This is a genomic window from Paenibacillus cucumis (ex Kampfer et al. 2016), from assembly GCF_019748695.1.
Lineage (GTDB): Bacteria > Bacillota > Bacilli > Paenibacillales > Paenibacillaceae > Paenibacillus > Paenibacillus polysaccharolyticus.
The window spans coordinates 28,241-41,896 of record NZ_JACLIC010000009.1; the positions used below are offsets into that span (position 1 = coordinate 28,241).

At 43.4% G+C, this 13,656-nt stretch carries 13 protein-coding genes; 5 read left to right on the top strand and 8 right to left on the bottom strand.

Features of this window, described 5'->3' with window-relative positions; genetic code table 11:
- Nucleotides 1-9: 9 nt before the first annotated feature.
- On the bottom strand, nt 10-885 hold the full coding sequence (locus H7T88_RS05420) for a carbohydrate ABC transporter permease (protein WP_154889888.1): 876 nt from the start codon (nt 883-885) through the stop codon (nt 10-12).
- Between the two features lie 200 nt (nt 886-1,085).
- Here H7T88_RS05420 and H7T88_RS05425 point away from each other — a divergent pair, with 200 nt between their 5' ends.
- Nucleotides 1,086-1,661, top strand: a complete 576-nt coding sequence (locus H7T88_RS05425; protein WP_154889886.1) for a GbsR/MarR family transcriptional regulator — start codon at nt 1,086-1,088, stop codon at nt 1,659-1,661.
- Between the two features lie 151 nt (nt 1,662-1,812).
- On the opposite strand, the gene H7T88_RS05430 is transcribed toward H7T88_RS05425, so the two are convergent.
- The 3 genes from H7T88_RS05430 to H7T88_RS05440 all read right to left on the bottom strand — a co-directional run bounded on the left by H7T88_RS05430 (nt 1,813) and on the right by H7T88_RS05440 (nt 7,232).
- Nucleotides 1,813-2,292, bottom strand: coding sequence for a lysis system spanin subunit (locus H7T88_RS05430; protein ID WP_154889884.1), 480 nt, complete (start codon nt 2,290-2,292; stop codon nt 1,813-1,815).
- A 151-nt stretch (nt 2,293-2,443) separates the two neighbouring features.
- Nucleotides 2,444-6,481 carry an S-layer homology domain-containing protein gene (locus tag H7T88_RS05435; protein WP_221787515.1) on the bottom strand — a complete coding sequence of 1,346 codons (4,038 nt, stop codon included), beginning with the start codon at nt 6,479-6,481 and terminating at the stop codon, nt 2,444-2,446.
- A 202-nt stretch (nt 6,482-6,683) separates the two neighbouring features.
- Nucleotides 6,684-7,232: a hypothetical protein gene (locus H7T88_RS05440; RefSeq protein ID WP_221787517.1), complete on the bottom strand. Its 549-nt coding sequence runs from the start codon at nt 7,230-7,232 to the stop codon at nt 6,684-6,686.
- Between the two features lie 98 nt (nt 7,233-7,330).
- Here H7T88_RS05440 and H7T88_RS05445 point away from each other — a divergent pair, with 98 nt between their 5' ends.
- A complete protein-coding gene (locus H7T88_RS05445) occupies nt 7,331-8,248 on the top strand; it encodes a phosphatidate cytidylyltransferase (protein WP_221787519.1) in 918 nt (305 codons plus the stop codon).
- 69 nt (nt 8,249-8,317) lie between these two features.
- On the opposite strand, the gene H7T88_RS05450 is transcribed toward H7T88_RS05445, so the two are convergent.
- The 4 genes from H7T88_RS05450 to H7T88_RS05465 form a co-directional block, all read right to left on the bottom strand.
- Entirely contained in the window at nt 8,318-8,722 is a 405-nt protein-coding gene (locus H7T88_RS05450; RefSeq protein WP_221787520.1) for a toxin-antitoxin system TumE family protein, read from the bottom strand.
- The gene (locus H7T88_RS05455) at nt 8,697-9,392 is read right to left on the bottom strand and encodes a helix-turn-helix domain-containing protein (RefSeq protein WP_221787521.1); all 696 of its coding nucleotides are present in this window, start codon (nt 9,390-9,392) and stop codon (nt 8,697-8,699) included. The genes H7T88_RS05450 and H7T88_RS05455 overlap by 26 nt, the downstream gene beginning before the upstream one ends.
- A gap of 218 nt (nt 9,393-9,610) precedes the next feature.
- Entirely contained in the window at nt 9,611-10,186 is a 576-nt protein-coding gene (locus H7T88_RS05460; RefSeq protein ID WP_221787522.1) for a hypothetical protein, read from the bottom strand.
- A 205-nt stretch (nt 10,187-10,391) separates the two neighbouring features.
- Entirely contained in the window at nt 10,392-10,778 is a 387-nt protein-coding gene (locus H7T88_RS05465; RefSeq protein ID WP_260510731.1) for a LysM peptidoglycan-binding domain-containing protein, read from the bottom strand.
- A gap of 308 nt (nt 10,779-11,086) precedes the next feature.
- Between H7T88_RS05465 and H7T88_RS05470 the strand changes: the two genes are divergently transcribed.
- From H7T88_RS05470 to H7T88_RS05480, 3 genes are all read left to right on the top strand, one after another.
- On the top strand, nt 11,087-12,139 hold the full coding sequence (locus H7T88_RS05470) for a bifunctional transcriptional activator/DNA repair enzyme AdaA (RefSeq protein ID WP_221787681.1): 1,053 nt from the start codon (nt 11,087-11,089) through the stop codon (nt 12,137-12,139).
- Nucleotides 12,140-12,190: 51 nt separating this feature from the next.
- Nucleotides 12,191-12,976 (top strand): isocitrate lyase/PEP mutase family protein, encoded by a 786-nt coding sequence (locus H7T88_RS05475; RefSeq protein ID WP_221787523.1) that lies wholly within the window; start codon nt 12,191-12,193, stop codon nt 12,974-12,976.
- Nucleotides 12,977-13,092: 116 nt separating this feature from the next.
- Nucleotides 13,093-13,608, top strand: a complete 516-nt coding sequence (locus H7T88_RS05480; RefSeq protein ID WP_221787524.1) for a hypothetical protein — start codon at nt 13,093-13,095, stop codon at nt 13,606-13,608.
- Nucleotides 13,609-13,656 lie beyond the last annotated feature (48 nt).

Below are 13,656 nucleotides of genomic sequence, written 5' to 3' on the forward strand. Positions count from 1 at the left end.
TCATTGTCATTAGTAGTGCACCAGGCGTCTGCCAAGTAGGAAGGAAACTCCCGATAACAGCACGCAGATCAGAATAATAACTACAGCGATCGATGAAGCTTCTCCGACGTTAAACGATTCAAAAGCAGACTGATAGTACATATACAGCAAGGTTCGAGTTGATCCAGCAGGTCCACCTTGAGTCATGACGTTAATCTGGTCGTAAGCCTGTAGCGATTGAATAGTCAGAATGATCGAAAGGAAAAAGGTCGTTGGTGAGATCAGCGGCAACGTAATGCTTCTGAACTTGTCCCAAGCTCCCGCCCCGTCAATCGAGGCTGCTTCAAGCAGATCGGAAGGCAGATTCCTTAGAGCTACCAGATAGAACACCATCGCCCAACCAATGGACTTCCACAAGGTTACAATCAATACAGCAACAAGTGCCCAATCCATATCGCGGAGCCATCCGATCGGTGATACTCCTACCCAGCCCAGCATCAGATTGGCTAGTCCCACTTGCGGTTCAAAAATCCATGACCAAGCGATGGATACGGCAACCGTTGGTGTCACCCATGGTGAGAAGAGTAATGTGCGAAAAATACCGGATGATTTCATTTTGCTATTCATCAGCATCGCTAGTGCAAGTCCTCCCACAATCGTAGGGATCACACTCCCGAGTCCGAACAACAGCGTCACTTTCAAAGATCGATAGAATTCAGAGTTCGTTAGCAGGTACGTGTAGTTATCCAACCCGACGAACAGCTTGTCCGGGCTCATGAAGTCCCAGTCCGTAAAACTGAGATATACGATGTATCCCAGAGGCCCCAGCCAGAAAATCAACAGCGGGATTAGAGCAGGCAACGTGAATAGAACCGCCTCCGACTCCCTCCAACATTTCAAACGCAATTCTCCCACTCCTTATTGTCCAAATTTTCTTTAACAATTGGCAATTTATAGATGTATATTGGCTTGTTTAATCTTCTGTACAAAAATGATTGTACATTCGAATTGAAAAATCTATTTCGGGGTTGTGTTAAAATTCGAAGGAGTCATGTAAAATATGAATATGTTCGTGGAAACGTTTATTCTATTGCCGAGGTGACATTGTGGGAAAAGAAATTGTTGGGAACCCGAATCATTTATCGTTACCTGATCGGTCTGCACTGAGGGAGAGAGTCATTGAGGCGATTGCCAATACGATGGATCTCTATGGGGTTAATCATACGTTTGGTAAATTGTATGGTGTGATGTATTTCGAAGACCGTCCGATGACGCTGGAAGAGATGAAGACCTCTATGAATATGAGTAAAAGCAACATGAGTTATGCCGTTCGTTCGTTAACCGAGTCTCAAATGATCTATAAGCTGGACGAGAAAAAGGAGCGGCAGGATCAATATGTGGCGGAGACTGACTTCTTTCGCACGTTTCAAAATTTCTTCGGATTAAAGCTGCAGCGGGAAGTGGATGTGATGCTGGAAGGCATCCGCGAGGTGATCCCTGACCTGACAACCATGATTCTAGCGAAACATACAACTGCACAAGAACGGGAAGAGGCATTACGAGATTTGCACAAACTCCAGCATGCAGAGCAATACTATGTCTGGCTTCAAGGATTCGTGGATCGGCTGCGAGAGGGTAAGCTGTATGAACAAAAATCAGAAATACCGGAACAGCAGGACTAGCCTTGTTGAGCATAGACTTAAAGATGTCGGATCTTAGCAGAATAAATTTAGCAGCAGATATGAGATTGAGATCAATCCATTATGAATAAGCATATACAACAAAGAGCTTTACCCAGCCGATGAATGGCTTTGGGGACAGCTCTTTTGAAACCTACATATGTCTGAGTATAAAAGATAAACTTGGCCTTGATTCAAAATACAAATATTTGGAATCCGTTGTTTGAATGTAACATGCACCATTCCACTTATCATCTACAGGAAAAAGGATCGATGTGAATTCCACTTTTTCTGCAGAGTCATTGCCATTGTTTATCTGTATTGTAATTGGTTCATTATAGACATATTCTATGGCGCCACTCTTTTTTATATCTTTGACCTCATCTTCTGATAACGGAGCATTGCCACCTGACATCATATCTCCTTTTTCAAATACGATTAAAGAGAGAAGCTGATCAAAAAGTTGCGGATCTTCTTTTTTATTAATTGATTTCTGTTCTTCAGCGCGATAAAGATGTATCAGATCTGGCTCCCATTTTTCCGGTTCACTGCTCGGATGGAGATACCAACCGAGTGTGAAGCCTAAAGCAACCGCGATCACCACAATAATAGAAACAGATGTATTGAGCTTCATCCCTTCACCTCTCATGCTCGTTTACGTTATAGTATACTGTGAAAACATTATTCATGATTTCCATAGTCCCTATGCTACTTCAATCTCAATAGATAAACAAAAAACCACCCCCTCGGGTGGTTTTCTGCTTCCATCTTTTTAGTTAAAAAAACTACTTCTGTGCTGCAGCTTCAATATCTGTGTAGGCCCAGTGTGTTGCTGGCACGTCGCTAAAGGATGGCGTGGCCACTCCCGTCAGCGGTGTACGTTTGAACAGGACGTTCAGCACTTTTACCGCTTCTGCACGGGTCAGCTTGCTGTCTGGTTTGAATGTACCATCATTGTAACCCGTCATCAGACCAGTGGACTGCACATAGGCAATGGCATCGGCTGCCCACAGATCAGCGGCTACATCCGTAAAGGACGCTGCTTCTGGTGCTGTTGCTGAAGTACTCGCAGTCACAGCATTCGTTTGTTGTTTCTGCAACCAGCGGTACGCGATTGTTGCCATCTGGGCACGCGTAATCGAACCTTCTGGTGCAAACGCTGTGTCACTGAGACCGTTCATGATACCTGCAGCTTGTGCCTTTTGAATCTCACTCGTTGCCCAATGTGTTGCGGCTACATCGGCAAAGGCTGTACCTGCCGCCGTAGCTGTTGCTGTTTCACCCGGCAGATTACGAGCCAGCATTGCAGCCATCTGGGCACGTGTAACGAACGCATCTGGACGGAAATCGGCACCGAAACCTTGGATGTATGGCTCATTCGTCTTTTGAGAGGCTTTCAGCCCATCGACGACAACCAGTGTAAACGTACTGAACTTGGTTACCGTAAACTCAATGCCTTCGCTGTTATTAGCCAGTTTCACGAGTTTGCCTCGCAACAGTTCTTTCGTGCCATCACTGTGTTCAATGTACACAGCCAGGTTATCCAGAATCTGCTGACGAGTTGCCACATCGGTTGGCAAGCTGTTGCTTAGTGGCAATGTCAGCGTCACTTCACGGCTCTGCATGTTCGTTTCGATCTCAACCGGACGAGCCAGTACACGAACATTCGTATTTGGAGCAACTTGCTGAATCACTTGCTCTTTCTTCGCCCGCTCTTCCAAGTCTTTGCGCTCGGATTCCTTTTTGAGTGGAACCAACCGGAAGTATAAGTCTTGATCGAATCCAGCAATGGACTTCGTTGGAATGGAGATTACAGCATTTTCGGTCGAAATTTCCAGTTTCATCGAACCGTCACTTAGATCTTTGACAGCTGTTTTTGGGACTTCGACCCGTGTCTCGGACACGGCATCTTTCGTATCTGGAATCACAATGCGTGCTGTATTGCTACCCAATTGTTTTGCTTTTTCAACCGATTCCTTGGCAATCGCATCTGTCATTTTCACCAAATCTTTAACCGTGCCGTTGGTTTCGGTTGTACGTGTGATTGGGGTTTTGGTCAAGTTTGTGCCGTCAACACCGTTCACATCCACCACGATCTGCTCTTGCTTAGTCGTTGGTGCAGGTGTGGACGTCACTAGTGCAGATGATCCACCGCCACCGTTACCACCTGTGTTGTTGCCCGGGTTAGTTGTGGAACCATTACCATTACCGCTGTCACCGTTGGCTGTAAAGATAATCTTCACAGCACGGCCTGGCAACTCATCACTAAACGCTTTGTGACGAACCCATACTGTTTTGTTACCGCTAAAATCCAACTTCTGAATGGAAGCCAGATCAATCCAATTCAGTTTGCCATCGAATGAAATTTCCATCGTATCATTCAGACCTGTTATTTCGTTTTTAACGTCGTCCCCTTTTACATTAGGGGCAGTGAAGAAACGATTAATTACATATTGTAAATTCCCAATATCCTCATAGCTGTCTTGTTCATCAAGTACCCATTGTGCCAATTCCTTTTGATCTTCCACGCTAAGCTCTGCTCTTTTGGACAGGTCGAGGGCACCCGTACGATCAAAAGCATACTTCTCGAAGAAAGCCTCACCCTCCATTTGAGCTTCCATAGCACTTTGGAGCCACTGACTCATTGGATCAATTTTGGTGGCCTTTTCAATAGATTGATACGGGGCAGTCAAAAGCCCTAACACTACCATTGGTTCCACGATATCTCCTTGGTAGAGTCCTTCCAACTTTTCATAGGCCATCGAATACAGATATTTATAAGCAAAAACATTTTTGTCTACTTTATTAGTGAGTTTCAAATATTTTTGACCAATGCTTCCATACTCTTCTGCTTCTTGGTCGTTAAAGTACTCTGATATATCTACCATCTTTTGTGCAAGTAGATCCAGTTTATTGCTCAAAGCAGTAAGCTCCGTTTGTTCCCAAACAGATTGTGCCAACATGCCAAGTTCAATCATGAGTTGAACCTGATTTTTATTCTCGTAATCTTCACTGACGTATTGGATCAAGAATCCTGCAATGAAATCTCTAACCTGTGGGTTTAAATTTTCGTAGCCGTCAGGAAATTTAATTTCTAAAGCCGGATCTTCCATAGCCTCGCGCATGGCTGTTTTATTTCCACTTTTCCTCGCAGCGTTCAAGACAGACAATACATCCGTGTTATTATCACTGGAGAAAAATTTGTCAAATGAGGTCTGGATTTGAACAAAGGATTCGTACCCCCCATCTGGCCGCTCCGCAATCATGTGATCTGCCAGTGCATTTGACTTTTGTATATCTTTCTTGATTCCATCTATTTTCTCTACATCTATCGGAAAGCTCATTTTAGGATGTTCTAGGTTTTTGTTGTAGTCCGCAATCTCCGATTGAATTTGTCTCAATTGGAACATCGAACCCAACATTTCATTAGTGGTCAGCGCCTTGTTAATTAAGGGGGTGAACCTTGCTTCATCATCGAGAGAAGTTAATAATTTGAATACAGACGACGGACCCTTTTTAAGTTGTAGCTCAAGCATAGCCGCTGTGATACGTTTTTCAATGCCTGAGAATTCAGAATATTTACCAACAAACTGATAGAACATACTGTCAGGAGCAGGTTGATCCAGATAGTTAACTTGTTGCATCTGCTTCGCATATAGTTCATCAAGAGAACTCATTTCATCCGGTCCACCGATGTCATGAATGAATTCAACCGCCTTTAAAGCTAGCTGCACGAGGTATTCAACTTGCTCTTTATTGGCGTACCCTTCACTGGTTGGTGGATCTAAATTAAGCATATAAACTGCGATATCATTCTGATCCTCTGAGGATAATTGCTTGAAATCAGGCGTAGCTATGAAGTTTTTATCGCTCAGTAGTTCAACAGCATCAATTATAAAGTCATTTGCGTTGCCTTTATCCGCTGTTTTTATTAATTCGTTAAACTTTCTCAGTCCTGGTTCAAAGAACTCATCAAATGCTTTTTGCACATCAGATACCGTTTCATAGCCATCCTGCTTGTGATCAAGCATCCACTGAGCCAGTTCATTTTTTTCGTCGTCATTCTGAATTGTAGACATCTTCCCCATGTTAAAAACAAATGGTGGTAAGTTCAGATCTGGCCTAAAAATTGCGTAGTTTTTGATAAATGTATATATTTCAAAAAGTGAGTCAATCGCCTCATTCATACTGTTGATATCCGTTGCTTTATTTATCTCTTTGTAATCCTTAAGTTTCTCATATAACATTGCGAGCTGGCTATTATGGTAGATCGTAACAGAACTGTTTTTGAAAACAATATTGTATAGCAATATATTATCAATAAACATTGTCCAATCCGCACCATTCAGATGCATATAACGAGATGCAGCTTGTGTCCATTCTGCCTTCTCGACACTGGGGAAATAGGAGTACCACTTCCCTAGCAAATTGTATACCTGATCCATTTTCGGTCCTAAGGTCTCAATCTCGAACTGTCCGGGTATTACACTGACGTTATAAATCAGATTAAATGCATATACAGCCTGATTGTCACTATTATATTGCACATCTAGTGGAATCAGCATAATCATACCTCTGGCAATCTCATTCTTTTGATCCTCGCTTAATGCTGCGTAACCTTGAGGCAGCTGTAACAATTCTCCTTCCTCAAGCAAATGACGAACATTAGCTATTTTTTCGCCAGGGTTGGAATCATCATACCCTTGTCTCTCCATGTTTAAAAGTTCGTATGGGTAAGATCGAGCACTTACCACACCTCCAGGACTTACAATCTGAAGCAACATCATAGCCACCAACATAAAACTTACTATCTTTCTGAACAAGGCTTCGCTCTCCTCTCATTTCATGTTTGATCCTTATGCTTGTATCTTTAGACCTAGTTTAGAACACAACAATAAACAGATTCTAAACAAGAAATGATAATAAAAGGAAAAAAATCCACTCCATAGTTGAAAATAGAGTGGATTCCTTCATATTTTTCGTCAAAATTCATCATTTCAAAAAAAATTTAAGCGAAACTTCTTGTTAACGGTCCGGATTTACCTGATATTCACGCAGTCTCCCCTCATACACCAGCTTCAGTTGCTCGCACTGGCGAAAATCATCCGGGGTCACCAGCGCAGGCAGCTTGTTCCACAGCTTGATGCCTGAGCGTTGCAGGATTTCGGCTACAAACTGAGAGCAAAAATAGGAGTTGCTGAACTCCACCGGCTCCTTGAGTGTAATACCAAGAACGCCCAGCAGGTTGTACATATATTTCTGGCGGCTACGAATGAAAATGTGTAGCACCCGCTTCATTTTTTCCACTTCACGCTCCGAGACCCGAAGCTCATAGATGACACATGTCGTATTCGGATATTTACTATACGTCCCTGTCTGGATATCTTCCTTCACAAACCCACCGTTCAGCGGATTGCTCGGATGTTTGCGACCGAAGCTGTACAATTCCGTTAATTCCCGGTCGAACGAGATGGAGGCGTGATTATACGGTGCTTTGGTGTAAGTTTGAATGACTCTTGTAAACAACGTACCTGTATTCGTCAGCAAAATATAAATCGAACGTTCATCGGTCATCCTCATATTTCCCCTTATCAAGTTGGCACTATTCCTTCATAATAACATAGGTACCCTATAATGGAATCTTACATTGAATAAGCAGGTGATCTTCGTACATGAACAGCTCTCTACTGACATTAACTCTGATTTTCGCAGCTCTACTCGTTATACATATTGTGTACAAAGTGATTGCCAAACTGCAGCCAGACAAGGATTATTCGGGCATTGGAACAAAAATTAAAACCTGGTGGGGCATGCTGGCCATCTTTTGCCTTGCTACCCTTTTTAATCCCATCGTCTCGCTGATCTCGCTCATGGTGCTGGCATTTTTCTCGCTGAAGGAATACTTCTCCATGATCCGTAACACCCGCAAAGCCGACCGCCGTCTATTTCTATGGGCGTATCTCGCAATCCCGGTGCAATTTTACTGGATATACATTGGGTGGTATGGCATGTTCATCATCTTTATTCCGCTCTATGTATTTCTCGTCTTGCCCATGCCACGTCTGATCAACAAGGGAACGATCGGATTCCTGCGCAGTGTCAGCTCCACCCAGTGGGGACTCATGCTCATGGTGTTTGGATTAAGTCATCTCGCTTATTTTCCGTTTGCCTCACCCGAGTACGGATCGAAACTGGTGTTGTTCCTCGTTGTGCTAACACAGCTTAATGATGTGGTGCACTATCTCGTATCTCTTTATCTGGGCAAACGAAAAGTGGTGCCTACAGCGAATCCTTTTATTACATGGGAAGGATTTGTGTGTGCATTCCTAGTCACGACGGCGGCCTCCTATTTCATCTATCCCTACCTGACACCATTTGATTGGCAGTTTTCCCTGTTCATCGGAGCACTGATCGGCCTTGCCGGATTCTTCGGCAGCCTCACCGTATCTGTGCTGAAACGGGATCTGCTCATCGGGGATGACAACAAGTCGGATGCACTCAAAAAAAGTTATCTCAGCCGGGTCGACAGTCTCACCTATACCTCGCCGGTCATGTTCCACGTCGTTCGTTATTTCTTTGAATTTATGTAGTTATCAGATATGTCAAAAGGCCTCTCTCATCACCCTGAAAAAAGGATATGGAGGAGGCCTTGCTACAATTTAGCGTTTCAAACTCAGTTGTCTTAATCGAATAAATTCAAGAATATCATTTAATTCATGAAACTTCTCATTATGATGTCTTTCATCATCAGCAGAGTGAATATGGAATGGATCATATTTTGTTACAGAAGAATGCGTACCTTCTGGGTGTTTATGAGCGTGGAATTTCATGATCAATTGTTTGTTGCTATCGTACCAATCATACCAATATAACTCGATGAAACATCGATCCATATCCAATTCCTCAATACAAATTAATTTGGAGAAATCATGAAATAGGATTGTTTTTCTAATACTCCTTCTATCACTTCGAATTCCATTTGCATTTTCTCGAATTTCGGAGATGATATCCGAAAAGTTTTTCTCTATGAATTTAAAGTTACTTTTCGCTATCTTCAAACTCAAGTCTCTGCCTCCCAAGCAAGTGTTGCCAAACTTGAGCATCGGTTTCTTCCTCAGATGTCAGTTCACTTTTAGTCCCGAGCGTTTGTTCAAATTCACCACTGTATTTTTCTTCATAAAACGAGATTTGACGAGTGTAATATTCCAAGTTGTTCTCTTCTTTGGTTATAGATTCATTCTCCTGTTTTCTCCACATATCTACAACATCACGAATAGTAACGACATTCCCTGATGTCATCCTAAAGGCTGTATCATCTGCTATTTTATTATGTTTATTAGCAGCCGCCTTTTGAACACCAATGAATCTGCCTTGTTTAAGCCAATTGTGAATCGTCATGACACTAACACCGAAAAACTGGGCTAATTGGCTGGGAGTATATTCTTCAGCGATTTCTTTTTTCCCTGAGGGGGATACAAGCTTTGTATCCTTATCTGTCGCGACAATTAATGCGTGCTGTAGCAATTGCTCGAATCCTTTTTGGAAAGCTTCATGGTTTTCGAAGATTTCCTCATCTAACTCTTGCATAAGAGTCTCATTATTACGCAATGAATGTGCAAGAACTTTAAACAGCAGAACGCTGTTTTCATAATCACCTAACCTAAATGCAAGTTCCTTAGCAATTTGATTTGAATTTTTGTTAAATAGACTCTTCTCACTATATGTAATAGACATGATCATTTCACCTCACACTCCTATATTATGTCATTCTTCTCTCAAATTCAATAACCAAGTTAAATCAATTTAAATCAAATTAAACAATATTCAATACTCTAGTATAGCTTGCATTTGAAATTTTATACCACATGAGCAAATCCCAGTTGTAAAATAAAACTCCCCCGTTCTTTACGAACGAAGGAGTTGAATCCATCCACTTCTATACTTAACTACGTCTACTTCAAATGAATCTCCTTCTCGGACATCAGCATGTCACCCTCATCATTGGTAAAGACAAATGTGGCTTTTCCGCGTTCACCTTTCATCTCGTCCGAATAGATAAAGCCTGAGAACTGTCCATTACCGCTAAAATAAAAGCCGTCTTCTCCGTTCCCGCCATGCTCGATCGCTTCCTGCATCGTATTCACAATCGTTACCGTGTTGGATGTCCAGCGCATTTCCGTTAGGCTGTAACCTTTGGGCACTTGTTTGATCGCAAAATCAAAGCTGTTGCCTTCACTCGGTTTATCCGATTGATCAATGACAATATCAATATTCTCTGACATTGCCGCAGCGTTAGACTGCGTCTGCATCTTGCCCTCTTCACCTTTTGCGCTATTCTGATCATTTTTGTTTTTGGCCTCTGCATTAGGTATAGATCCCTGTCCAGCTTCCTCGATCGGTTGCTTGGATTGCGGGTAAGCATGCTCCTGTACAGACTCTTTATTATTTTTGGCGCCACAGGCGCTAATAACAATGACCATACATAACACAGCAGTATACAGTGCAGATCTCTTGATCCCCTGTTTCATACTCCATCTTCTCCCTTCGTTCTTCTTGCATCCTTCTCACACACAGATTAGAACCTTATTCATCACTACACCATATCGTCCCTCATGAAGCTCCATAATATGTAAATGATTTTAAAATTCCAGACTGCACCTGTTCTTTTGCAGTGATGAGTGTATGAGTTTTCATACAAAAAGATGGGAATCAGACGTGTATCAATTCTTGTAATTAATGTTGCAATTGCGGTAACTCCAGCACTTGTCCTGTCTGAATGTTTCCGTGTGACAACTGATTTGTATCTTTCAGTGCTTCGACATAAACCCGAGTATCCATCTGATCCGGTTTGTTCGCAAGAGATATACTCCACAAGGTATCTCCCGAAGATACAACAACCTGTTCATTCAGTAGCACAGGCTGATCTCCCGCCGATGCCTTGAATACTACACTGCAACCAGCAATAAATACGCTCATCGTAATGAGTAGCTTAATCATCGCCGGGCGTGTGATCTGATCTCGTAGAAAGAGCCTTGAAGCGTGTTTTTCATATGAGAATTCCGGCTTGGTTCTTAGAACCTGCTCAGGTTCATGAATGCTTTTGTACGTGGAATACTTCATTTCCATCTGACCCCCGATTGTTATCTTCCTTTTTCGTCAATCTTCAACTTGCTTGCCTATATAACTTCACTTAACAACATAATTTTCATCTCTCTCTAAAGCCAAATAGGCACATATTACTAGCTTTTAATCGTATACATAGGTCTATGTTATCACTTCATTCTAAACAAATTCTGAACAATGATCGGTCCGACTGAACAAAAGTTTCAATTCGAGAATAGATGCCTGATTTTCGGCGATGGGACGTGTGATTCTGCCCTATAATAAGGGAAAGATTATGATTCTACTGGAGTAAGGACGTGCGGTTTATGATCTCTGCAGATCTGAAGGAACAGTATTACCAGGCACTGATCGCTAAAGATTCAGAATATGAAGGCTTATTCTATGTCGGTGTTAAAACAACGGGGGTATTCTGTCGTCCCACCTGCCCGGCTCGGAAACCTAAATTTGAGAACTGCGAATTTTATGAGACCGCTCAGCAAGCCCTGCTTGCGTCATTTCGTCCATGCCAGCGATGCCGTCCTTTATCTCATCCCAATCAAGTTTCGGATGTGGTTCGCATGTTGGTGGAGGCTGTCGAGAAGGAGCCGGAAAAACGCTGGAAGGGGCACGATTTCAGGGCACTATCCATTGATGAATCTACTGCTCGCCGTCAGTTCAAAAAAAGATTCGGGATGACCTTTGTCGAATACGCTCGCGCACGGCGTATGGGACTAGCACTGAAACATATTCGTTCAGGGCGCACTGTCATTGATAGCCAACTCTCCACCGGATATGAATCCAGCAGTGGATTCCGGGATGCCTTTTCAAGGATTATGGGAGCTGCACCTACACATGTAGATAACGAACGGGTATTAAGGGCAGCCTGGATCGATACCAGACTTGGCCCCATGATGGCTGTAGCGGATGAGCAAGCTTTATATTTACTCGAATTCATTGATCGCCGAGGGCTGGAACGCGAGGTGGAACGCCTGCGCAAGCGCACCAAATCTGCGATTGTACCTGGCACAACAGCACCTATTCGATCCATTGAACGGGAATTAAATGAATATTTCGACGGCAAAAGGACAACTTTCGACACGGCATTGTTCTGTTTAGGAACACCATTTCAGAAGCGGGTATGGGATGCGTTATTAGCCATTCCGGCCGGGGAAACGAGATCTTATCAGGAGATCGCAAAAGCCCTTGGAAAACCTTCTGCATGCCGGGCCGTAGCCCAAGCGAACGGGGCAAATCAGCTAGCTATTGTTATTCCTTGTCACCGTGTGATTAACGCAAGTGGTGAATTGGGCGGATATGGAGGTGGACTGACACGGAAAAATTGGCTGCTTCAGCACGAGAGACAGATGTCATTACAGTAGGAATTTTCAGTAACAGCACCTTATCTATTTCTATAAAGGAAGTGAGCCAAAATGAAAAACAACCATTGCACACAGAAAGAAAAAGCTGAACAATTTCATCAATATCATGTGAAGGGACAACCACTCTTACTGGTGAACGTGTGGGATGCTGGGAGCGCGCAGACCATTCAATCTACAGGTGCCAAAGCTATTGCTACAGGAAGCTGGTCTGTTGCCGCTGCTCATGGGGAACAGGATGGTGAAGCCCTTCCGTTCCAATTGGTGCTTGCTAATCTTTCACGTATTACAAAGAGCGTAGATCTGCCTGTAACCATCGATATAGAGGGAGGGTATGGCAGGTCCGTGTCAGAAGTGAAGCAAAACGTGTTGCAAATTATTGAACATGGGGCAGTTGGCATTAATATCGAGGACCAGTTACCACATGGTGAAGGCTTATACAGTGTCACAGAACAATGTCTGAGATTATCCGTTGCTCGCGAAGCTGCAAGTGAGGCAGGCATTCCCCTTTTTATCAATGCACGCACCGATCTATTTCTACAACAAGTTCCTGAGAAACATAATGAAGTGTTAGTTAACGAAGCAATTGCACGGTCCGAGGCATATGCGGAAGCAGGGGCAAACGGTATATTCATTCCAGGTTTACAGGATCAGCATTGGATTCAGGAACTATGTGACCGTTCGCCAATCCCCGTCAACGTGATGGTAACCTCCAACGAACCTTCACTCAGACATTTGGCAACACTAGGGGTAGCACGAATCAGCTACGGGCCTTATCCTTATCTGCAAGTTATGGAGAACCTGAAAGCACTTGGGCAACGTATTTTAACAGGAGCATAAGGATTATACTGATGAGGTGTGTTCATACCACGCCGTCTTGCACGGACAGAAGATAGGATGTTTCCAGCCTTCACCTGTGGTATAATCCCACTACCTAACAGTAACAGGAGGCACATATGCTTAACGTTGAACAAAAGCTTGAAATTCTGGAGTCGTACCCACAGCTGCAGCGCAAAAATGTTTCTCTGGGTCGTGTGAACTTCCACTACGAGGACAGTGCCTACGAGAAAAAAATTGTAGCACTCCATATTCACCCGAACGGTAACGGTTATATCTATGCAGGGTTATTGCCAAACTACGAGACGGATGCAAAAGGGTTCGTCAATGTCCGTGATTACTCCGAAGCAGATCTGCGTACATTGCTGGATGCAACACTCGAAGCGATGTCTCATAATCCAGACGCAGTTGAAGTGACTGAGAACGTACCCCCCCCTAAAGAATCTGCCCCGGTTATCCTGTCATCAAGCGGTGGTATCTGGATCAATGAAGAGGGACACACACTTACTTTAAAATATGACAATGATATGTGGTGTGTATATGCTGATTCGGAGCTGGAGATGGCTTTTGAATCACGCGGCGAGGCTGGCGAGTATCTTGAAGAGGAAGGATTCAAACCGCAAGCTCACGCTTAGATTAAAGTACAACCCATAAGAGACGACAAAGAAAAACACGAGGCGAGC

Bases quoted from the DNA above. Each gene is read 5' to 3' on its own strand.
- H7T88_RS05430 (WP_154889884.1), bottom strand. From the start codon at position 2,292: ATGAAGCTCAATACATCTGTTTCTATTATTGTGGTGATCGCGGTTGCT.
- H7T88_RS05440 (WP_221787517.1), bottom strand. From the start codon at position 7,232: ATGACCGATGAACGTTCGATTTATATTTTGCTGACGAATACAGGTACG.
- H7T88_RS05445 (WP_221787519.1), top strand. From the start codon at position 7,331: ATGAACAGCTCTCTACTGACATTAACTCTGATTTTCGCAGCTCTACTC.
- H7T88_RS05455 (WP_221787521.1), bottom strand. From the start codon at position 9,392: ATGTCTATTACATATAGTGAGAAGAGTCTATTTAACAAAAATTCAAAT.
- H7T88_RS05460 (WP_221787522.1), bottom strand. From the start codon at position 10,186: ATGAAACAGGGGATCAAGAGATCTGCACTGTATACTGCTGTGTTATGT.
- H7T88_RS05465 (WP_260510731.1), bottom strand. From the start codon at position 10,778: ATGAAGTATTCCACGTACAAAAGCATTCATGAACCTGAGCAGGTTCTA.
- H7T88_RS05470 (WP_221787681.1), top strand. From the start codon at position 11,087: ATGATCTCTGCAGATCTGAAGGAACAGTATTACCAGGCACTGATCGCT.
- H7T88_RS05475 (WP_221787523.1), top strand. From the start codon at position 12,191: ATGAAAAACAACCATTGCACACAGAAAGAAAAAGCTGAACAATTTCAT.
- H7T88_RS05480 (WP_221787524.1), top strand. From the start codon at position 13,093: ATGCTTAACGTTGAACAAAAGCTTGAAATTCTGGAGTCGTACCCACAG.